Origin of the sequence: Enterobacter sp. 5-4 (genome assembly GCF_000612205.1) — a bacterium.
Taxonomy (GTDB): Bacteria; Pseudomonadota; Gammaproteobacteria; order Enterobacterales; family Enterobacteriaceae; genus Enterobacter; species Enterobacter roggenkampii.
Genome location: NZ_JFHW01000015.1, coordinates 71,998 through 92,011 on the forward strand (window position 1 = coordinate 71,998; position 20,014 = coordinate 92,011).

At 58.9% G+C, this 20,014-nt stretch carries 18 protein-coding genes; 14 read left to right on the forward strand and 4 right to left on the reverse strand.

The window, feature by feature from the left end:
• Positions 1-16 precede the first annotated feature (16 nt).
• The 12 genes from AA74_RS0109635 (at position 17) to AA74_RS0109690 (ending at position 14,246) form a co-directional block, all read left to right on the forward strand.
• Positions 17-775: a molecular chaperone gene (locus AA74_RS0109635; protein WP_025912279.1), complete on the forward strand. Its 759-nt coding sequence runs from the start codon at positions 17-19 to the stop codon at positions 773-775.
• Positions 751-3,135, forward strand: coding sequence for a fimbria/pilus outer membrane usher protein (locus AA74_RS0109640; RefSeq protein WP_025912280.1), 2,385 nt, complete (start codon positions 751-753; stop codon positions 3,133-3,135). Before AA74_RS0109635 ends, AA74_RS0109640 begins: the two co-directional genes overlap by 25 nt.
• On the forward strand, positions 3,132-4,094 hold the full coding sequence (locus AA74_RS0109645; RefSeq protein ID WP_025912281.1) for a spore coat U domain-containing protein: 963 nt from the start codon (positions 3,132-3,134) through the stop codon (positions 4,092-4,094). Before AA74_RS0109640 ends, AA74_RS0109645 begins: the two co-directional genes overlap by 4 nt.
• Positions 4,095-4,178: 84 nt before the next feature.
• Entirely contained in the window at positions 4,179-5,846 is a 1,668-nt protein-coding gene (gene tar, locus AA74_RS0109650; protein ID WP_025912282.1) for a methyl-accepting chemotaxis protein II, read from the forward strand.
• A gap of 44 nt (positions 5,847-5,890) precedes the next feature.
• Positions 5,891-7,492, forward strand: a complete 1,602-nt coding sequence (gene tap / locus AA74_RS0109655; protein ID WP_023344434.1) for a methyl-accepting chemotaxis protein IV — start codon at positions 5,891-5,893, stop codon at positions 7,490-7,492.
• Positions 7,493-7,511: 19 nt separating this feature from the next.
• Positions 7,512-8,378 (forward strand): protein-glutamate O-methyltransferase CheR, encoded by an 867-nt coding sequence (cheR, locus tag AA74_RS0109660; protein ID WP_008500429.1) that lies wholly within the window; start codon positions 7,512-7,514, stop codon positions 8,376-8,378.
• Positions 8,375-9,424, forward strand: coding sequence for a chemotaxis response regulator protein-glutamate methylesterase (locus tag AA74_RS0109665; protein WP_008500430.1), 1,050 nt, complete (start codon positions 8,375-8,377; stop codon positions 9,422-9,424). Before cheR ends, AA74_RS0109665 begins: the two co-directional genes overlap by 4 nt.
• A 17-nt stretch (positions 9,425-9,441) precedes the next feature.
• A complete protein-coding gene (gene cheY / locus AA74_RS0109670; RefSeq protein ID WP_008500431.1) occupies positions 9,442-9,831 on the forward strand; it encodes a chemotaxis response regulator CheY in 390 nt (129 codons plus the stop codon).
• Between the two features lie 10 nt (positions 9,832-9,841).
• A complete protein-coding gene (gene cheZ, locus AA74_RS0109675) occupies positions 9,842-10,486 on the forward strand; it encodes a protein phosphatase CheZ (protein ID WP_008500432.1) in 645 nt (214 codons plus the stop codon).
• Between the two features lie 148 nt (positions 10,487-10,634).
• Positions 10,635-11,783 (forward strand): flagellar biosynthesis protein FlhB, encoded by a 1,149-nt coding sequence (flhB, locus tag AA74_RS0109680; RefSeq protein ID WP_021240449.1) that lies wholly within the window; start codon positions 10,635-10,637, stop codon positions 11,781-11,783.
• Positions 11,776-13,854, forward strand: a complete 2,079-nt coding sequence (gene flhA, locus AA74_RS0109685; RefSeq protein ID WP_008500434.1) for a flagellar biosynthesis protein FlhA — start codon at positions 11,776-11,778, stop codon at positions 13,852-13,854. Before flhB ends, flhA begins: the two co-directional genes overlap by 8 nt.
• Positions 13,854-14,246, forward strand: a complete 393-nt coding sequence (locus tag AA74_RS0109690) for a flagellar protein FlhE (RefSeq protein ID WP_025912283.1) — start codon at positions 13,854-13,856, stop codon at positions 14,244-14,246. Before flhA ends, AA74_RS0109690 begins: the two co-directional genes overlap by 1 nt.
• A gap of 58 nt (positions 14,247-14,304) precedes the next feature.
• On the opposite strand, the gene argS is transcribed toward AA74_RS0109690, so the two are convergent.
• Positions 14,305-16,038: an arginine--tRNA ligase gene (argS, locus tag AA74_RS0109695; RefSeq protein ID WP_025912284.1), complete on the reverse strand. Its 1,734-nt coding sequence runs from the start codon at positions 16,036-16,038 to the stop codon at positions 14,305-14,307.
• Positions 16,039-16,277: 239 nt separating this feature from the next.
• On the opposite strand from argS, the gene AA74_RS0109700 reads away from it, so the two are divergent.
• Both AA74_RS0109700 and cutC read left to right on the forward strand, forming a co-directional pair.
• Entirely contained in the window at positions 16,278-16,847 is a 570-nt protein-coding gene (locus tag AA74_RS0109700; RefSeq protein ID WP_025912285.1) for a VOC family protein, read from the forward strand.
• 69 nt (positions 16,848-16,916) lie between these two features.
• Entirely contained in the window at positions 16,917-17,660 is a 744-nt protein-coding gene (gene cutC, locus AA74_RS0109705) for a copper homeostasis protein CutC (RefSeq protein WP_025912286.1), read from the forward strand.
• Between the two features lie 175 nt (positions 17,661-17,835).
• Here cutC and cmoB read toward each other — a convergent pair whose 3' ends face one another.
• From cmoB to AA74_RS0109720, 3 genes are read right to left on the reverse strand one after another with little or no spacing between them, the layout of a single operon-like run.
• Positions 17,836-18,807: a tRNA 5-methoxyuridine(34)/uridine 5-oxyacetic acid(34) synthase CmoB gene (cmoB, locus tag AA74_RS0109710; protein ID WP_025912287.1), complete on the reverse strand. Its 972-nt coding sequence runs from the start codon at positions 18,805-18,807 to the stop codon at positions 17,836-17,838.
• Complete coding sequence (cmoA, locus tag AA74_RS0109715; protein WP_023325522.1) at positions 18,804-19,547, reverse strand: carboxy-S-adenosyl-L-methionine synthase CmoA; 744 nt, start codon at positions 19,545-19,547, stop codon at positions 18,804-18,806. The genes cmoB and cmoA overlap by 4 nt, the downstream gene beginning before the upstream one ends.
• Before the next feature lie 40 nt (positions 19,548-19,587).
• On the reverse strand, positions 19,588-19,983 hold the full coding sequence (locus AA74_RS0109720; protein WP_021240443.1) for an MAPEG family protein: 396 nt from the start codon (positions 19,981-19,983) through the stop codon (positions 19,588-19,590).
• Positions 19,984-20,014 lie beyond the last annotated feature (31 nt).

The window sequence follows — 20,014 nt, forward strand, 5'->3', positions numbered from 1 at the left end:
TAAAGGGAGAGTGTTGATGAAGCCAGTTTTCAGACCTGTTTGTCTGGCGGGCGCGTTGGGAATGGCTGTGGCAATCGGTCAGGCGCAGGCGGCAGCCACCATTCTGCTCTGGCCGATCGACCCGTGGCTTGCGGCAGACGCCAACGCCACGGAGCTGTGGATCCAGAACCAGGGAAACAGCGCCACCACGATGCAGGTGCGTATTGTGCGCTGGAAGCAGGAGGACGGACACGAACGCTACACCGCGCAGCAGGATGTGGTCGCCAGCCCGCCCATCGTCACGATTGGCACAGGCAGCAAGCAGCTTATCCGTCTTATTAAGCAGGCCCCCGTTCCCGCAGGCGTCGAACAAGCCTACCGCATTATCGTGGATGAAATTCCTCAGCCTGATGCTAAAGCAGAACCCGCCATCGGCCTCAAGTTGCAGATGCGTTACTCCATTCCGCTGTTTGTGTATGGCCAGGGGATCCCGACAATAAAAGAGGGGGCGCATCACGCGCTGGTGGAGACCCGGAACCTGAGCTGGCGGGTGACGCGAGCGGATGGGCAGCCGGTACTGGAGGTTCGGAATCGGGGGGATGTCCATGTCAGGCTGAGCCAGGTGGCGCTGGAGCAGGGAGGGCAGAAACGCACGGTCGCGGAGGGATTGCTGGGTTACGTACTTCCCGGCAGCACCCGCAGCTGGCCGATACCCGCAGGCGTTCGTCAGCCAGAGCGGATGAGCGCGCAGATTAATGCCAGGGACGCACAATGGCAGTCGACGCCCGTCAACTGAAGCCGGCGATGATGATACTGCTTTGCGTCAGTTCCGCGACCTGGGCTGAGCCCGGCGATGACAGCCTTCCGCCGCCGCCCCAGGCACAGGCGATACATGATGAAGCGGTCTTCCAGCTTGCCCTCGTGCTCAACCACTACGATACCGGTCTGGTCGTGCCCGTGACGCAGCGCAAAGGCGCTTTCTTTATCTCCAGCGCTGACCTGCTGCGCGCGGGGCTGCCCCCGGAACATGTTCCTGCCGGAGAGGTGAGTCTCTCATCGCTTTCTCAGGTTCGGGTGGAGTACGACAGCGCCGGGCAACGTCTGCTGCTGACCGTTCCCCGGGACTGGGTCGCATCCCGCGTGACGCCGTTCGGCGCGCAAACGGCGCAGGCCAAACCGCACTTCGGGCGCGGCGCGCTGCTCAATTACGATCTCTACACCAACCACACGGAGCATATCGGCGGACAGGCGTCCCTCTGGCATGAATTCCGCTATTTCAATGAGAACGGCTCGTTTTCCTCCACCGGCTATGCCCGGGAAAATTTCACCGGTAACGACGGTCAGCAGGAAGGGTATGTCCGCTATGACACGACCCTGCTGTTCACGAATGAGGATGACGCAATGAGCTGGAGCGTCGGGGACGTGATCAGCGATGCCCTGAGCTGGAGCTCCAGCGTGCGGATGGGAGGGATCAGCGTCGGGCGAGATTTCTCCCTGCGCCCTGACCTGGTGACGTGGCCGCTGCCCGAATTCGCGGGGGAAGCGGCGGTGCCCACCTCGGTGGATCTCTTTATCAACGGCTATCGGTCCGGCTCAACCCAGCTTCAGCCGGGCCCCTTCACCCTGACCAATCTGCCCTATATCAACGGCGCCGGGGATGCGGTACTGGTCACGACGGATGCATTAGGGCGCCAGGTCAGCACCACGCTGCCGTTTTACGTCTCCAGCGACCTGCTCAAAAAAGGGCTGAGCGACGGCGCCGTGACGCTGGGCAGCCTGCGGCGTAATTACGGTATCAAGAATTTTGACTACGGCCCGGCGGCAGGCAGCGGTTCGTATCGCTACGGGGTGACGGACTGGCTGACGCTGGAGGGTCATGCCGAAGGGGCGCAGGAGCTGGCGCTGGGCGGGGCTGGGACGGTGATTAAACTCGGCCAGTTTGGCGTGGTGAATACCTCTTACTCGCAAAGCCGCATGCGCGGGGAGGCGGGCGGGCAAATCAACTGGGGTTACCAGTACAGCACCAGCGAGTTCAGCGTGGCCACCCAGCACACGCGTCGGGACCGCGGCTTTGGCAATCTGGCCCTGTACGACCAGCCTACGGTGTATGACGATAACGATAAACCCATCGCCAGCTTCAGCCGCAATACGGACCAGTATTCTCTGACCTTCAACCTGGGACAGTACGGCAACATCGGCGCAGCCTGGATTGGCGTGGAGAGTTTTGACAGTCAAAAAACCGAGCTGCTTAATCTCTCATGGAGCCGTAATTTGTGGGGCGCGAGCAGTATTTACCTCGCCGGGAGTCGGGACCAGCAGCGGGGAGACTGGACGGTCGCGCTGTCGCTGCAGGTGCCGCTGGGGGCACGCGACAGCGCCGCGTTCACCGTCGAAAACACCCCGGATGCGGGCAACACCCAGCGCATTAACTACAACCATTCCATGCCGTCTGACGGCGGCTTTAGCTGGAACATGGCCTGGGCCAACCAGTCAAAATCCAGTGACTATCAGCAGGGCACGCTGGGCTGGCGTAATAACAATATTGAACTGCAGGGCGGCGGCTACGGCGAAAGGGACATGATGACCTGGTGGGGCGAGGCGATGGGCGCGATTGTTCTGATGGACGGCGAGCTGTTCGCGGCGAATAAGATCAACGATGCGTTTGTGGTCATCAGTACCGACGGTCATCCGGACGTGCCCGTCAGCTATGAGAACCAGCCCGTTGGCAAAACGAATAACAACGGTTACCTGCTGGTCAGCGGGGTGTCGGCGTATTACCCGGCAAGCTACCGCATTGATACCCTGAACCTGCCGGCGGACACCCGGCTGAAAGAGACCGAGCGGCGAATTGCGATTCGGCGTCACAGCGGCTATCTGGTCGATTTCCCGATGGAGCAGGAGAGAGTGGCAAGCGTCATCCTCCACGATGCGCGCGGCCAGGCGCTGCCGGTGGGAAGCCAGGTCCGGCGTGCCTCGCGCAGCAATGCGGTGGTGGGGTATGACGGTATTGCCTGGCTGGAAAACCTTAGCGATGTGAATCCGCTGGAGGTGATCGCGCCTGACGGAAAAAGCTGCAAGGTCACCCTGACCGTGGGAGCCAACCCGGAGCACAAGCTGCAAACCTACGGTCCGCTGGTGTGTCGGGAGGCGCCATGAAGCGTCTGCTGCTGTTGATGCTGTTGCTGTTCTCCGGCGGCGGCTGGGCGGCGTGTACCGTCAGTACGGTTAATGCGTCGTTTGGCAGCGTCACCTCGTTCGCGCTCAGCGGAACCGGGGAGGTTGAAACCACCGGCAGGCTTGTTGTGGCGTGTGATACCGTGCTCAACGTTCTGACCAACGATTCGGTGACCCTGAGCTACACCGCGGCGTCAGTCTCGGGCAACAGTCGCGCGACCATGAAACGTACGGATAATGCCGCCATTACGGACGTAATCCCCACCCGGCTGTGCGGATTATCGGCTTGTGCGAGCAGCAGCGAGGTGCAGATAAGTAAAACGTATACCTGGAGCGGGAATACCTTGCTGGGGCTGCTGGGGACAAGGCAGTATAACATTCCGCTCTATTTTCGCACCGTCGCTGGACAAAACGTCACTGCCGGTCCCTACCAGGTGCAGTTGACCTTCAGCATCAGCTACAGCGTCTGTGCCTTCGGTGTTGGAAGCCTTTGTACGAATGCCCAGACGGGAACCTCAACAACCACCATCCTGTTGGATATGACCGTCACCAACGACTGCAGCGCCATGACCACGCCGGACGTCAACTTCAACAGCGCGCCGCTGGTACAAAGTTTCCCCACCGTCTCACAGGCGATAGCCGTCACCTGTACCAAAGGCAGTACGTATACCATCGGCATTAACAACGGTGCTAACGCGCTGAATAACGTGCGCCGGATGGTAAGCGGCAGTAACTACCTCAGTTATGACATCTATAAAGAAGCCACGGGTAACCGCTGGGGCGGCAGCGGCAGCGAACGCTGGACCAGCGCGACGTCGTCGCAGGTCAGTGCCGACGGTTTACTGCGTACCTACAACTACACCGCGAAAGTGCTGACTAATCAGGCCACGCCACCCGCCGGAACCTACACCGATACGCTGATTGTCGACGTGGCTTTCTAACCCCGCGCTTTTCCCTTTCTCAAATGTAAAGTTCCTGTTGGCTGTGCCGATAACACCGTTAATAAATCTATGAGAAGGTGTTGTATGTTGAACCGTATCCGCGTTGTCACAATGCTTATGATGGTGCTGGTCATTTTCGCACTACTTCAGCTTATCTCCGGCGGGCTTTTTTTCTCGTCATTAAAACAGAACCAGGACAGCTTTGCGGCCTCGAACGATCTCCGCCTGCAGCAGAGTGAACTCACCTCAACGTGGGATCTGATGCTGCAAACGCGTATCAACCTGAGCCGCTCGTCCGCGCGCATGATGATGGATCCCAACAATCAGCAGAGCAGCGCGAAAACCGATCTGCTGAAAAATGCCCGGGCGACACTTGCGGATGCCGCAAAGCATTACGAGGCCTTTAAGAAAATCACCCCGCAGCCTGCGATGGAGCAGGTGAGCCAGAATATCGACGAAAAATACAACGCCTACCATGCCGGTCTGGCAGAGCTGATTCAGTTCCTGGAGAGCGGCAACATGGACGCCTATTTCGCGCAGCCGACGCAGGGGATGCAAAACGCCCTCGGCGCGGCGCTGGGGGAATATGCAAAGGTCAGTGGCGATCTGTATCACTCCGCGTTTGCTGAAAGCCAGAATGACTACCGCTTTGCGAAATGGCAGATGGCGGTGCTGGCGCTGGCGCTGGTCATTGTGCTGATCGCGGTCTGGTACGGCATTCGCCATATCCTGCTGAACCCTCTCGGTCGCGTCATCGCCCATATTCGTGACATTGCCGGCGGTGACCTGACCAAAACGCTGACCGTGTCCGGGCGCAATGAGATCACCGAGCTGGCAAACAGCGTTGACCATATGCAGCGTTCGCTTATCGATACCGTCGCCAACGTGCGTAGCGGCACGGATGCCATCTATACCGGCACCAGCGAAATTGCGATGGGCAATAACGACCTCTCATCGCGCACTGAACAGCAGGCGTCCGCCCTGGAAGAGACGGCGGCCAGCATGGAGCAGCTCACCGCGACCGTGAAGCAGAACGCCGATAACGCCCGCCAAGCGTCTCAGCTGGCGGAAAGCGCCTCCGAGACGGCGCAGCGCGGCGGTCGCGTGGTGGATGGCGTAGTGAAAACCATGCACGACATCGCCGAGAGCTCGAAGAAAATCGCCGACATCATCAGCGTCATCGACGGCATTGCCTTCCAGACCAACATTCTGGCGCTGAACGCCGCCGTGGAAGCGGCGCGCGCGGGCGAACAGGGACGCGGGTTTGCCGTGGTGGCCGGGGAAGTGCGCAACCTGGCCAGCCGCAGCGCCAACGCGGCAAAAGAGATCAAATCGCTGATTGAAGATTCCGTCTCCCGCGTCGATACCGGCTCCGTGCTGGTGGAAAGCGCCGGGGAGACCATGAATGACATCGTGAATGCCGTCACCCGCGTGACGGACATCATGGGTGAAATCGCCTCTGCGTCTGATGAGCAGAGTCGTGGTATCGACCAGGTTGCCCTGGCGGTATCGGAAATGGATCGCGTGACACAGCAAAACGCCGCCCTGGTGCAGGAGTCCGCTGCGGCGGCCGCTGCGCTGGAAGACCAGGCGAGCCGTCTGAAGATGGCCGTCTCGGCGTTTCGTCTCGCTTCACTCGCTGGAAACACGGTCACCCCGCAGGCGACGTACCGCGCGCCAGCCGCTGAAACGGCTGCAAACCGTACGCGTACCGCGGCGACCGGACAAGATGAAAACTGGGAAACATTTTGACTGACAATTAAACCGCGGCTGCTTGCCGCTTGATGGGAGCGTGGATGTTAAATCGTATTCGTATCTCGACCACACTGTTTTTGATTCTGATCCTTTGCGGTGTGTTGCAGGTTGGCAGTAACGGGTTGTCTTTTTGGGCGTTTCGCGATGGCTATCAGAATTTGCAGGACGTTGAGGCGAGTAATCAGCAGCGCTCCGCACTGGCACAAACCCGTGCCGTGCTGCTGCAGGCAAGCACTGCGCTGAACAAGGCGGGAACCTTAACCGCGCTAAGTTATCCGCCGGATGACATTAAGGCGCTGATGGCCACCGCACGCGACAGCCTGAAACAGGCTGACGCACAGTTTAAGGCCTTTGCGGCACAGGCCACCGGCAGCGAGAAAGAGAAAGCGCTGAAGGCCGCCATGAAGACCCACTTTGAACAGTGGTACAGCGATCTCGACCATCAGGCGACGTGGCTTGAGAACAACCAGCTGTCGGACTTTATGACCGCGCCGGTTCAGGCCTCACAGGCGGCGTTTGACGGCAGCTTTGACGCATGGCAGCAGGATATCAATCAGTCTGTTCTGCGCGCCGGTGAAGCAAGCCGCACCAGCTATCACATGTCGGGCGTCATCTTCGGCGTGATGGTGATTCTGGCGGGCTTGCTGACCGGCGCCGCGCTGCTCTGGTCACGCAAAATGATTGTGCAGCCGCTGGCGATTATCAGCAGCCACTTCGACAGCATTGCGAAAGGCGACCTGGCGCGTCCGGTGGCGGTGTTCGGCAAGAACGAAATTTCGGCAATTTTTGCCAGCCTGAAGGCGATGCAGGGATCGCTGAGGGAAACGGTATCCGACGTGCGTCAGGGCAGTTATGCCATGCACACCGGGATCTCAGAGATTGCGGCGGGTAACAACGATCTCTCATCCCGCACCGAGCAGCAGGCGGCCTCGCTGGCGCAGACGGCAGCCAGCATGGAGCAGCTGACCGCGACGGTTAGCCAGAACGCCGATAACGCGCGTCAGGCGTCTGACCTGTCAAAACAGGCGGCGATGACGGCGAAGAAGGGCGGCGACCAGGCGTCCCATGTCGCCAGCACCATGCAGGAGATCGCCACCAGTTCACAGAAAATTGGTGACATCATTAGCGTGATTGACGGTATCGCGTTCCAGACCAACATACTGGCGCTGAATGCTGCCGTTGAAGCGGCGCGTGCCGGGGAGCAGGGGCGCGGGTTTGCGGTGGTAGCGGGTGAAGTGCGTAACCTGGCGAGCCGCAGCGCCAACGCGGCGAAAGAAATTAAGGTGCTGATTGAAGAATCGGTGTCACGGGTTCAGCAAGGCTCTGCCCTGGTGGATACGGCGGCACAAACCATGCACGAAATCGTCACCTCCGTGACGCGGGTGAACGACATCATGGGCGAGATTGCCTCGGCGTCGGATGAACAGCGTCGCGGGATTGAGCAGGTTGCTCAGGCGGTCACCCAGATGGATCAGGTGACGCAACAGAACGCCTCGTTAGTTGAGGAAGCGGCAGCGGCAACCGATCAGCTGGCCAGCCAGGCGGATCGTCTGACCGGGCTGGTCGCGGTATTTAATGTGAAAGAGCACGTTGAAGCAGTAACAGAAGTCGGGCGGTCGCAGGCCGTGCCAGTTGTATCCTGAATGTAATTAAGAAGGCGCTATGACATCACCAATGCCCCCTGGGCAAACGTCATTATTGTTGCAGATGACACAGCGCCTCGCGCTGTCCGACGCGCATTTTCGTCGGATATGTCAGTTAATCTACCAGCGTGCGGGGATCGTGCTTGCGGATCATAAGCGGGACATGGTCTACAACCGTCTGGTGCGGCGCTTGCGTACGCTGGGGCTGGATGATTTTGGTCGCTATCTGAGCATGCTTGAGGCGAACCAGAACAGCGCCGAGTGGCAGGCTTTTATTAACTCGTTAACCACCAACCTGACGGCGTTTTTCCGGGAGGCCCACCACTTCCCGGTCCTGGCCGAGCATGCGCGCCGGCGCACCGGGGAGTATCGCGTCTGGAGTGCGGCCGCCTCGACGGGGGAAGAGCCGTACTCGCTGGCGATCACCCTTGCCGATACGCTGGGGATGGCGCCGGGACGCTGGAAGGTCTACGCCAGCGATATCGATACCGAAGTGCTGGAGAAGGCGCGTAACGGCGTTTATCGCCAGGATGAACTGAAAACGCTGTCGCCGCAGCAGCTGCAGCGTTATTTCATGCGCGGCACGGGCCCGCATGAAGGCCTGGTACGCGTACGCCAGGAGCTGGCGAACTGCGTCGAATTCGCGCCCGTTAACCTGCTGGATAAGCAGTACAACGTGCCGGGGCCTTTCGACGCCATTTTTTGCCGTAACGTCATGATCTATTTTGATAAAACGACGCAACAGGACATTTTGCGTCGGTTTGTTCCGTTGCTCAAGCCTGACGGTTTACTGTTTGCCGGGCACTCGGAAAACTTCAGCAACCTCGTGCGTGAGTTTAGCCTGCGTGGGCAAACGGTATATGCGCTGAGTAAGGAAAAAGCATGAGTAAAATCAGGGTATTGTCCGTCGATGATTCAGCGCTGATGCGTCAGATCATGACTGAAATTATCAATAGCCACAGCGACATGGAGATGGTGGCAACCGCCCCCGATCCGCTGGTAGCGCGGGATTTAATTAAAAAATATAACCCCGACGTGCTAACGCTGGATGTCGAGATGCCGCGCATGGATGGCATAGATTTCCTCGAAAAATTAATGCGGCTGCGGCCCATGCCGGTGGTGATGGTCTCCTCCCTGACCGGGAAAGGATCGGAAATCACCCTGCGCGCGCTGGAGCTGGGAGCGGTGGATTTTGTCACCAAGCCGCAGCTCGGCATTCGCGAGGGGATGCTGGCGTACAGCGAGATGATCGCCGAGAAGATCCGCACCGCGTCGCGGGCAAAGCTTGCCGCCCACACGCCGATGGCCGCGCCTGCGACCCTGAAGGCCGGTCCCTTACTCAGTTCGGAAAAACTGCTGGTCATTGGGGCGTCAACCGGAGGAACAGAGGCAATTCGTCATGTACTCCAGCCATTGCCGCTCTCAAGTCCGGGTATTCTGATCACGCAGCATATGCCGCCAGGCTTTACCCGTTCGTTCGCCGAACGCCTGAACAAGCTGTGCCAGATCAGCGTGAAAGAGGCGGAAGACGGCGAGCGCGTGCTGCCGGGACATGCCTATATCGCCCCTGGCGACAAGCATATGGAACTGGCGCGCAGCGGCGCTAACTATCAAATCAAAATTCATGACGGACCGCCGGTCAACCGGCACCGTCCGTCGGTGGATGTGCTGTTTCATTCGGTGGCGAAACATGCGGGGCGCAACGCCGTGGGGGTGATCCTGACGGGGATGGGCAACGACGGGGCCGCCGGAATGCTTGCAATGCACCAGGCTGGTGCCTGGACGATTGCGCAGAATGAAGCAAGTTGTGTGGTGTTCGGCATGCCGCGCGAGGCCATCAATATGGGTGGCGTGAGCGAAGTGGTCGATCTTAGCCAGGTAAGCCAGCAGATGCTGGCGAAAATCAGTGCCGGACAGGCAATACGTATTTGACTCAGGAGTATTATTTTATGGCGGATAAAGAGCTTAAGTTTTTGGTTGTGGATGACTTTTCCACCATGCGTCGCATTGTGCGCAACCTGCTGAAAGAGCTGGGCTTCAATAACGTTGAAGAAGCAGAAGACGGCGTGGATGCGCTGAACAAGCTGCAGGCGGGCGGGTTTGGTTTTGTGATCTCCGACTGGAACATGCCAAACATGGACGGTCTGGAACTGCTGAAAACCATTCGTGCTGATGCGGGAATGGCGTCCATGCCGGTGCTGATGGTCACGGCAGAAGCGAAAAAAGAGAACATCATTGCCGCTGCACAGGCGGGCGCAAGCGGCTACGTGGTGAAGCCATTCACGGCGGCGACCCTGGAAGAGAAGCTCGGTAAGATCTTCGAGAAACTCGGCATGTGAGGTGTTGGTTATGATGCAACCTGCTATGAAACCCGTTGAAGAACACTCGCCGAGCGACATTATCGTCCGCATCGGCAGCCTGACGCGCATGTTGCGTGACAGCCTGCGTGAGCTGGGTCTGGATCAGGCAATTGCCGAAGCGGCGGAAGCGATTCCTGATGCACGCGATCGTCTGGACTACGTCGTGCAGATGACCGCTCAGGCCGCGGAACGTGCGCTGAACAGCGTTGAAGCGTCACAACCGCACCAGGATGCGATGGAAAAGGGTGCGAAAGCGCTGACCAAACGCTGGGACGAGTGGTTTGAGAACCCAATCGAGCTGGCGGATGCCCGCGAACTGGTGACCGACACCCGTCAGTTCCTGGGGGATGTGCCCGGCCACACTAGCTTCACCAACGCCCAGCTGCTGGACATCATGATGGCGCAGGATTTCCAGGACCTGACCGGTCAGGTGATCAAGCGCATGATGGATGTGATCCAGGAGATTGAGCGCCAGCTGCTGATGGTGCTGCTGGAGAACATCCCGGAACCGGCAGCCCGTCCAAAACGCGAGAACGAAAGCCTGCTCAATGGTCCACAGCTCGACGCCAGCAAGGCGGGCGTGGTGGCAAGCCAGGATCAGGTGGACGACCTGCTGGACAGCCTCGGCTTCTGATGGTCCATTCCGCTTCAGGGGGTTAACGCCGCCTGGGGCGGTTTGCGACAAAATCACCGAAAAGAGCCCGAATAAACGGGCTTTTCCCGCCATTGGATTTCCGCTGCGCTGGCATGATACCCGTGACGTAATGGGCTGAGCGTGCACAGTGGCAGAAGAGAACGACGACAAAACGGAAGCCCCCACACCCCACCGACTAGAAAAGGCGCGTGAGGAAGGGCAGATCCCCCGATCCCGAGAATTGACCTCCCTGCTGATCCTTATCGTAGGGGTGTGCATTATCTGGTGGGGCGGGGAGTCGCTCGCCCGCAAGCTGGCGGGCATGCTCTCAACCGGCCTCCGTTTTGACCACAGTATGGTCAACGATCCGAATCTGATCCTCAGCCAGATTATTCAGCTGATTAAAGGGGCCATGGTTGCGCTGCTGCCCCTCATTACCGGGGTTGTGCTGGTCGCGCTGGTCTCGCCGGTGATGCTCGGCGGTCTGGTCTTCAGCGCCAAATCGCTGCAGCCGAAATTTTCCAAACTCAACCCGCTGCCGGGTATTGCGAAAATGTTCTCTGCCCAGACCGGGGCCGAGCTGCTCAAAGCCATTCTCAAATCGGTGCTGATGGGCAGCTCCGCGGGGTTTTACCTCTGGTACCACTGGCCGGAAATGATGCGTCTTATCAGCGAATCGCCGCTCACCGCGATGAGCAACGCACTGAATCTGGTCGGGCTCTGCGCGCTGCTGGTGGTGCTCAGCATTATCCCGATGGTGGGTTTTGACGTGATCTTCCAGCTCTATACCCACTTCAAGAAGCTGCGGATGTCGCGTCAGGATATCCGTGACGAATATAAGCAGATGGAAGGTGACCCGCACGTGAAGGGGCGCATCCGCCAGATGCAACGTGCCGCCGCCCGTCGCCGCATGATGGACGATGTGCCAAAGGCCGACGTCATCGTTACCAACCCGACACACTATTCCGTTGCGCTGCGCTATGACGAAAACAAAATGAGCGCGCCGAAAGTGGTGGCGAAAGGGGCGGGACTGATCGCGCTGCGTATCCGTGAAATTGGCACCGAACACCGCGTGCCGATCCTCGAAGCCCCTCCGCTGGCGCGTGCCCTGTACCGCCATGCGGATATTGGACAACAGATCCCGGGACAACTTTACGCCGCCGTGGCGGAAGTGCTGGCCTGGGTATGGCAGTTGAAGCGCTGGCGTCTGGCCGGCGGTCAACGGCCTGTGAAACCTGAGAACCTTCCGGTGCCTGCCGCGCTGGATTTTATGAACGAGAAGGACACTGATGGCTAATCTGGTGGCAATGTTGCGCCTGCCCGGCAACCTGAAATCGACCCAATGGCAGATCCTGGCCGGGCCGATTCTGATCCTGCTAATTCTGTCGATGATGGTACTGCCGCTCCCGGCGTTCATCCTCGACCTGCTTTTCACTTTCAATATCGCGCTGTCCATTATGGTGCTGCTGGTGGCGATGTTCACCCAGCGTACCCTGGAGTTCGCCGCGTTCCCGACCATTCTGCTGTTTACCACCCTGCTGCGACTGGCGCTGAACGTGGCGTCCACGCGTATCATCCTGATGGAAGGCCACACCGGGGCGGCAGCGGCAGGTAAAGTGGTGGAAGCGTTCGGCCACTTCCTGGTGGGCGGTAATTTCGCTATCGGTATCGTGGTGTTCGTCATCCTCGTGATCATCAACTTTATGGTCATCACCAAGGGTGCAGGGCGTATTGCGGAAGTGGGCGCGCGCTTTGTGCTGGACGGGATGCCGGGCAAGCAGATGGCGATCGACGCCGACCTGAACGCCGGGCTAATCGCCGAAGATGAAGCCAAAAAGCGCCGTGCGGAAGTGACGCAGGAAGCGGACTTCTACGGCTCCATGGACGGTGCGAGTAAGTTTGTGCGCGGTGACGCCATCGCGGGCATTCTGATCATGGTGATTAACGTGGTCGGCGGCCTGCTGGTGGGCGTATTGCAGCACGGGATGGACATGGGCCACGCGGCGGAAAGCTATACGCTGCTGACCATCGGTGACGGTCTGGTCGCGCAGATCCCGGCGCTGGTGATCTCCACTGCGGCGGGTGTCATCGTGACCCGCGTGAGCACCGATCAGGACGTTGGCGAGCAGATGGTGGGCCAGCTGTTCAGTAACCCGCGCGTGATGCTGCTGGCCGCGGCGGTGCTCGGGTTGCTCGGCCTGGTGCCGGGTATGCCAAACCTCGTCTTCCTGCTGTTTACGGCGGCGCTGCTGGGCCTTGCCTGGTGGATGCGTGGCCGTGAAACCAAACCGGCAGCGGAACCTGTTCCGGTCAAAATGCCGGAGAATAATCAGGCCGTCGAAGCGACCTGGAACGACGTTCAACTGGAGGATTCTCTGGGAATGGAAGTCGGGTATCGCCTGATCCCGATGGTCGATTTCCAGCAGGACGGCGAGCTGCTCGGCCGTATCCGCAGTATCCGTAAAAAATTCGCCCAGGACATGGGCTTCCTGCCGCCGGTGGTACACATCCGCGACAATATGGACCTGCCGCCCGCGCGCTATCGCATCCTGATGAAAGGCGTTGAAATTGGCAGCGGTGATGCCTATCCGGGCCGCTGGCTGGCGATTAACCCCGGCACCGCCGCAGGCACGCTGCCGGGCGAGCAAACCATCGATCCGGCCTTTGGTCTGGCCGCGATCTGGATTGAAAGCGCGCTAAAAGAGCAGGCGCAGATCCAGGGTTACACGGTTGTTGAAGCCAGTACCGTGGTGGCAACCCACCTTAACCACCTGATTGGGCAATTCTCGGCGGAGCTGTTTGGCCGTCAGGAAGCGCAGCAGCTTCTGGACCGCGTCACGCAGGAGATGCCGAAGCTGACGGAAGATCTGGTTCCGGGTGTGCTGACCTTAACCACGCTGCATAAGGTGCTGCAAAACCTGCTCGACGAGAAGGTGCCGATCCGCGATATGCGCACCATTCTGGAAACCCTTGCCGAACACGCGCCAATACAAAGCGATCCGCACGAGCTGACGGCGGTGGTGCGCGTGGCGCTGGGACGCGCCATTACCCAGCAGTGGTTCCCGGGAACCGGAGAGGTGCAGGTTATTGGCCTCGATACGCCGCTTGAGCGTCTGCTGCTGCAGGCTCTGCAGGGCGGAGGCGGCCTGGAGCCGGGCCTGGCGGATCGCCTGCTGGCGCAAACCCAGGAGGCGCTGGCGCGTCAGGAGATGCTCGGCGCGCCGCCGGTGCTGCTGGTGAACCACGCGCTGCGTCCGCTGCTGTCCCGCTTCCTGCGCCGCAGCCTGAGCCAGCTGGTCGTGCTGTCGAATCTCGAGCTGTCGGATAACCGTCATATCCGCATGACCGCGACGATTGGAGGAAAATAATGCGCAAATGGCTATGGATTTTGCTCTTCCCGCTGGCGGCGCAGGCTGCCGGGGAAGGCACCTGGCAGGCAAGCAGCATGGGGGTGACCCTCAGCAACCGCGGTGTTGCCATGTCGTCTGGACCGTTGTCGCCCTCGGAAGGGGTTTCCGGGCAGATGGGCCTGGTGGTCTGGAACTACCGGCTGATTGGCCCTACGCCAGCGGGCCTGCGGGTGCGCCTCTGCTCTCAGACGCGCTGTACGGAAATTGACGGCGAAAATGGGACGACGCAGGCGTTCAGCGGCGTGCCGGCTATTGAGCCTTTGCGTTTCATCTGGGAAGTGCCGGGCGGGGGGCGTTTGATCCCGGCGCTTAAGGTGCAAAGTAATTCTGTCATCGTGAACTATCGCTGACGGTCGAATTATCAGGACTGCAAAAAAACAAAACCCGGCGTTTGCCGGGTTTTTTGTATTACATCCGTTCTACGGTTTCGATACCCAGGGTATCCAGACCCAGCTTCAGGGTCTTCGCCGTCAGCTGCGCCAGCTTCAGGCGGCTGTTGCGGACCGACTCACTCTCCGCAGAGAGAATAGGGCAGTGCTCGTAGAAGCCGGAGAACAGACCCGCCAGATCGTACAGGTAAGCACACATCACGTGCGGCGTGCCGTCACGCGCAACCACGGTCAGCGTCTCTTCGAACTGCAGCAGACGCGCGGCCAGCTGCGCTTCACGATCTTCCGTGATGGTCACGGTGGCGTTTGCCAGCACGCTTTCGTCGATATTGGCTTTACGGAATACCGACAGCACGCGGGTGTAGGCGTACTGCATGTACGGCGCCGTGTTGCCTTCAAACGCCAGCATGTTGTCCCAGTCGAAGATATAGTCGGTGGTACGGTTCTTGGACAGGTCCGCGTATTTCACCGCGCCGATACCCACGGCGTTCGCCAGTTTTTCCAGCTCGTCGGCCGGCATGTCCGGATTCTTCTCAGCCACCAGACGACGGGCGCGTTCCAGCGCTTCGTCCAGCAGGTCGGAGAGCTTCACGGTCCCGCCCGCGCGGGTTTTGAACGGCTTGCCGTCTTTACCCAGCATCATGCCGAACATGTGGTGTTCCAGCGGAACGCTGTCCGGTACGTAACCGGCTTTACGCACGATGGTCCACGCCTGCATCAGGTGCTGGTGCTGACGGGAGTCGATGTAGTACAGCACGCGGTCGGCGTGCAGCGTTTCATAACGGTATTTCGCACAGGCGATATCGGTCGTGGTGTAGAGGTAGCCGCCATCCTTTTTCTGGATGATCACGCCCATCGGTTCGCCTTCCTTGTTTTTGTACTCATCAAGGAACACCACCGTTGCGCCTTCGCTCTCCACCGCCAGGTTTTTCGCTTTCAGGTCAGCCACAATGCCGGGCAGCATTGGGTTGTACAGGCTTTCACCCATTACGTCGTCACGGGTCAGGGTGACGTTCAGACGGTTATAGGTCAGCTGGTTCTGAGACATGGTGATGTCAACCAGCTTGCGCCACATCTCGAGGAAGTATTGATCGCCGCCCTGCAGTTTTACCACGTAGCTGCGCGCGCGCTCGGCAAAGGCTTCGTCTTCGTCATAGTGCTTTTTGGCTTCGCGATAAAACCCTTCCAGGTCCGCCAGCGCCATTTCGCCCGCGTTTTCCTGCTGCTGTTTTTCCAGGTAAGCAATCAGCATCCCGAACTGGGTACCCCAGTCGCCCACGTGGTTCGCGCGGATCACCTTGTGACCGAGGAACTCGAGCGTACGCACCGCGGCATCACCGATGATGGTGGAGCGCAGGTGGCCAACGTGCATCTCTTTCGCCACGTTCGGGGCAGAGTAGTCGATCACGACGGTCTGCGCTTCCGGCTGGGAAACACCCAGACGATCGGATTTCAGGGCCGCGTCAACGTGGCTTGCCAGGAAGGCAGGCTCAAGGAAGATGTTGATAAAGCCCGGGCCGGCGATTTCGGTTTTGCTGGCAATGCCGGCGAGATCCAGATGCGTCAGTACCTGCTCAGCGAGCTGTCGCGGCGGCATACCCAGTTTTTTAGCCACTGCCATCACGCCATTAGCCTGATAGTCGCCAAACTGTACTTTTGCTGACTGACGAACCTGCGGTTCGCAATCCGCAGGCGCGCCTGCGGCAATCAGTGCCTGACTGACTTTTTCGGAGAGAAGAGCCTGAATATTCACCTGGATACCTTACTTTTTTGATGCGGGCTCACAACCACCCGCGCCAGTTAGAGAATTTAGGGCGGGAGTATACTGCAAATGCCTTCTGCCGTCAGCATCGCGGGGCCTGAAGATTGCTCAGAATCCAGGCTAAGAAGGTGTGCATAAACATGCAGTCGTAAAAAGCCGGATTCTGCGGTTGGTCAAAACAGAGCAACAGAGTAAATTAGCGGCTTTGCGACACGAAAAGAGAGTGACTTATGGCGAACTGGCAATCCATTGACGAACTGCATGATATTTCCGCAGATTTACCGCGCTTCACCCAGGCGTTCATAGAACTTGCCACCCGTCTCGGCCTGGATATTACGCCGCTCGAGGCCGATCACATCTCTTTGCGCTGCCATCAGAATGCCACCGCAGAACGCTGGCGTCGCGGGTTCGAACAGTGCGGCGAGTTACTGTCCGAGAATATCATTAACGGTCGCCCCATCTGCCTGTTCAGGCTGCGTGAGCCGGTGAGCGTGGCCCACTGGCAATTCACCGTGGTTGAACTGCCGTGGCCGGGCGAGAAGCGCTATCCGCACGAAGGGTGGGAGCACATTGAAATTGTCCTGCCGGGTGAGCCGGAGACATTAAACGCGCGCGCGCTGGCCCTGTTAGCTGACGAAGGCTTAAGCCAGCCGGGGATTTTTGTGAAGACCAGTTCGCCCAAAGGCGAACGCGAGCGGTTACCCAACCCGACGCTGGCCGTCACGGACGGGCAGGTCACGGTGAAGTTTCATCCCTGGACCATTGAGCAAATCGTTGCCAGTGAGGCGCAAGAGATGTGAGTTCCCGCCAGGACTGAAAACAGACGGCGTGTCATGATGGTGCGTTTGGTGGAATTTAAGGAGGATTACATGGCGCTGCTGGAGATTTGCTGTTACAGCGTGGAGTGTGCCGTCACCGCGCAAAATTACGGAGCTGACCGCATTGAACTGTGTGCGGCACCCAAAGAGGGCGGGCTGACGCCTTCTTACGGCGTGCTGAAGGCTGCCCGTCAGGCCGTCACGATTCCCGTTCACCCGATTATTCGTCCGCGCGGCGGTGATTTTTGTTACACGGCGGGCGAGTTCGGTGCCATGCTTGATGATATCGCCCTCGTGCGCGACCTGGGGTTCCCCGGGCTGGTCACCGGCCTGCTGGATGAAGACGGCAATATCGACCTCCCGCGCATGCGTCAGGTCATGAGCGCCGCGCAGGGGCTCGCCGTCACTTTTCATCGCGCATTTGATATGTGTAGAGATCCGCTTCAGGCCTTTGAAACGCTTGGAGAACTTGGCGTGGCGCGCATTCTGACATCGGGTCAACAGCCGTCCGCTGAAAAAGGACTGCAATTAATTACGGAACTAAAAGCACATTCCGGTGTTCCAATAATAATGGCGGGTGCGGGAGTCCGTGCCAGCAATCTGGAACGGTTTTTAAACGCCGGGGTAGAAGAGCTGCACAGCTCGGCAGGCAAATGGATGCCGTCACCCATGCGTTATCGCAATACAGGATTGTCAATGTCGACGGATGCTGAAGCGGATGAGTATTCACGCTACGGTGTCGAGGGAGAGTCGGTTGCGGAAATGAAGTCGCTGATTGAGCGCCATCACGTGTAGCAACGTACCGATTTTTACCGCGCATCATGTCGCCCAATATGATGCTTGCTTGTACCAGGCCCCTGCAAATTACACAGGGGCCTTTTTTTCTCCTGCGCCCGGTAGCGCTTCGCTTACCGGACCTGGAAAATCGGGAGTAGGCCGGGTAAGGCGCAGCCGCCACCCGGCTAACAGGCTACGGCTTCGTCGCAATCAACACCGCTCGCATCGGGGCCGGATAGCCTTCAATGGTTTTGCTGTGATCGGCCGGGTCGAGGAACTGCTCAAGCGATTCGGTGATCATCCACTCGGTCCGGCGCTGCTCTTCGATAGAGGTCACGCTGACATCGGCAATTCGCACATCCACAAATCCGCATTTCTCCAGCCAGTTCTTCAGGGCCAGCGCGGAAGGGATGAAGTAAACGTTGCGCATCTGCGCGTAGCGATCGCCCGGTACCAGAACGGCATGTTCATCGCCTTCGATCACCAGCGTTTCCAGCACCAGCTCGCCGCCGCTGACCAGCTGATCTTTCAGTTGCCACAGGTGCTCCAGTGGGGAACGGCGGTGATACAACACGCCCATGGAGAACACGGTATCAAAGGCTTTCAGTGCGGGCAGCTGCTCAATACCCAGCGGCAGCAAGTGCGCGCGCTGGTCGTTACCCAGCAGCTTACGTACCGCTTCAAACTGACACAGGAACAGCTGCATCGGGTCGATACCGACCACCAGATGCGCGCCCGCGCCAATCATGCGCCACATGTGATAGCCGCTACCGCAGCCCACGTCCAGAATGGTGCGCCCGGTCAGGTCGGAAAGGTGCGGCAGAACGCGATCCCATTTCCAGTCTGAGCGCCATTCGGTATTGATGTTCACGCCGTACAGCGAGAACGGCCCTTTACGCCACGGCATCAGGTTGCGCATCAGCGTTTCGATACGGTTGATCTGCCCTGGCGGAAGCGGTTCTTCACTCTCTGCAGTGACGCTGTGCAGGAGATCCAGACGATGCGGGGTCAGTTCCGGCAGAAACTCCACCGCATTTGACCACTGCTTTAACAGACCGTGCTGCTGATCCCGCTGCCAGGCGGCAATCTGCGCAGGCAGCGTCTCCAGCCAGTGGGAGAGGTGATTTTTGGCAATCAGCTGATAGAAGTTGCTGAACTCGATCATGCGGGTTTCCCCGCTTTCAGCGCCACCAGAGACCCAAAGTTGAAGCACTGGAACCACAGTTCGCTATGCTCAAATCCGGCCTGACGCAGGCGCGCCTTATGGGTTTCTACGGAGTCCGTCAGCATCACGTTTTCGAGCATGCTGCGCTTCTGGCTGATCTCCAGCTCGCTGTAGCCGTTCGCCCGTTTGAAATCGTGGTGCATATTAAACAGCAGCTCGCCAACCTCGGCATCTTCGAAGCTGAATTTCTCCGAGAGCACCAGCGCGCCGCCAGGATTCAGCCCCTGATAGATTTTGTCCAGCAGCAGCTGGCGGTCTTCCGGCACCAGGAACTGCAGGGTGAAATTCAGCACCACCATCGAGGCGTTTTGGATCTCGATCTCACGGATATCGCCTTCCACCACGTCAACCGGAACAGGGGCTTTGTAGGCGTCAATATGGCGACGGCAGCGTTCCACCATGGCCGGAGAGTTATCCACGGCAATGATTCGGCAGCCTTCGTGATGAACGTTACGACGTACCGACAGCGTTGCCGCGCCGAGCGAGCAGCCCAGGTCATAGACCTGCGTGCCGGGTTGAACGAAGCGCTCAGCCAGCATGCCGATCATAGAGATAATATTGGAATAACCGGGAACAGAGCGCTGGATCATATCCGGGAAGACTTCGGCTACCCGTTCATCGAAGGTCCAGTCGCCCAGGCTGGCGATAGGCGCGGAAAAAAGCGTGTCGCGATCTGACATAACGTAAAAATCCGGGAAAAATAAAGTGGCGTATTGTGCGCTAATGGAGGGAGAAAACCAACTCCCACGGCATATACCACAGGTTAGCCAGCACCATCAGCAAAAGCGAACACCAGGTTGCACTCATGCCGGAACGACGCCAGCGGATTAAGCGGTGGTGAAAGCCGTAATAATGCATCAGGCGGCCAGCGATAAGCAGCAGGCCACAGATGTGCACCATCCAGGTTTCTGCGCCATTCATCTCCATAAAAAGCAGCAGGATGAGGGCCGCGGGGATGTATTCGACCGCATTGCCGTGAATGCGGATAGCGCTTTGCAGCTCGGAAAATCCGCCGTCACCGTAAGAAACGCGGTAGAGCGTTCTGAGGCGCACAACGTCAAATGAAAACTTAATCAGCAGTAATGCACCTAACACCGCGTACAGCGCGCTGACCATACAAACTCCCTGTTTTTGGCAGATGGCACTT

Excerpts from the sequence above, each read along its gene's own strand:
- AA74_RS0109635 (WP_025912279.1), top strand. The coding sequence starts at position 17 with ATGAAGCCAGTTTTCAGACCTGTTTGTCTGGCGGGCGCGTTGGGAATG.
- AA74_RS0109640 (WP_025912280.1), top strand. The coding sequence starts at position 751 with ATGGCAGTCGACGCCCGTCAACTGAAGCCGGCGATGATGATACTGCTT.
- AA74_RS0109645 (WP_025912281.1), top strand. The coding sequence starts at position 3,132 with ATGAAGCGTCTGCTGCTGTTGATGCTGTTGCTGTTCTCCGGCGGCGGC.
- tar (WP_025912282.1), top strand. The coding sequence starts at position 4,179 with ATGTTGAACCGTATCCGCGTTGTCACAATGCTTATGATGGTGCTGGTC.
- tap (WP_023344434.1), top strand. The coding sequence starts at position 5,891 with ATGTTAAATCGTATTCGTATCTCGACCACACTGTTTTTGATTCTGATC.
- cheR (WP_008500429.1), top strand. The coding sequence starts at position 7,512 with ATGACATCACCAATGCCCCCTGGGCAAACGTCATTATTGTTGCAGATG.
- AA74_RS0109665 (WP_008500430.1), top strand. The coding sequence starts at position 8,375 with ATGAGTAAAATCAGGGTATTGTCCGTCGATGATTCAGCGCTGATGCGT.
- cheY (WP_008500431.1), top strand. The coding sequence starts at position 9,442 with ATGGCGGATAAAGAGCTTAAGTTTTTGGTTGTGGATGACTTTTCCACC.
- cheZ (WP_008500432.1), top strand. The coding sequence starts at position 9,842 with ATGATGCAACCTGCTATGAAACCCGTTGAAGAACACTCGCCGAGCGAC.
- flhA (WP_008500434.1), top strand. The coding sequence starts at position 11,776 with ATGGCTAATCTGGTGGCAATGTTGCGCCTGCCCGGCAACCTGAAATCG.
- AA74_RS0109690 (WP_025912283.1), top strand. The coding sequence starts at position 13,854 with ATGCGCAAATGGCTATGGATTTTGCTCTTCCCGCTGGCGGCGCAGGCT.
- AA74_RS0109700 (WP_025912285.1), top strand. The coding sequence starts at position 16,278 with ATGGCGAACTGGCAATCCATTGACGAACTGCATGATATTTCCGCAGAT.
- cutC (WP_025912286.1), top strand. The coding sequence starts at position 16,917 with ATGGCGCTGCTGGAGATTTGCTGTTACAGCGTGGAGTGTGCCGTCACC.
- cmoB (WP_025912287.1), bottom strand. The coding sequence starts at position 18,807 with ATGATCGAGTTCAGCAACTTCTATCAGCTGATTGCCAAAAATCACCTC.
- cmoA (WP_023325522.1), bottom strand. The coding sequence starts at position 19,547 with ATGTCAGATCGCGACACGCTTTTTTCCGCGCCTATCGCCAGCCTGGGC.
- AA74_RS0109720 (WP_021240443.1), bottom strand. The coding sequence starts at position 19,983 with ATGGTCAGCGCGCTGTACGCGGTGTTAGGTGCATTACTGCTGATTAAG.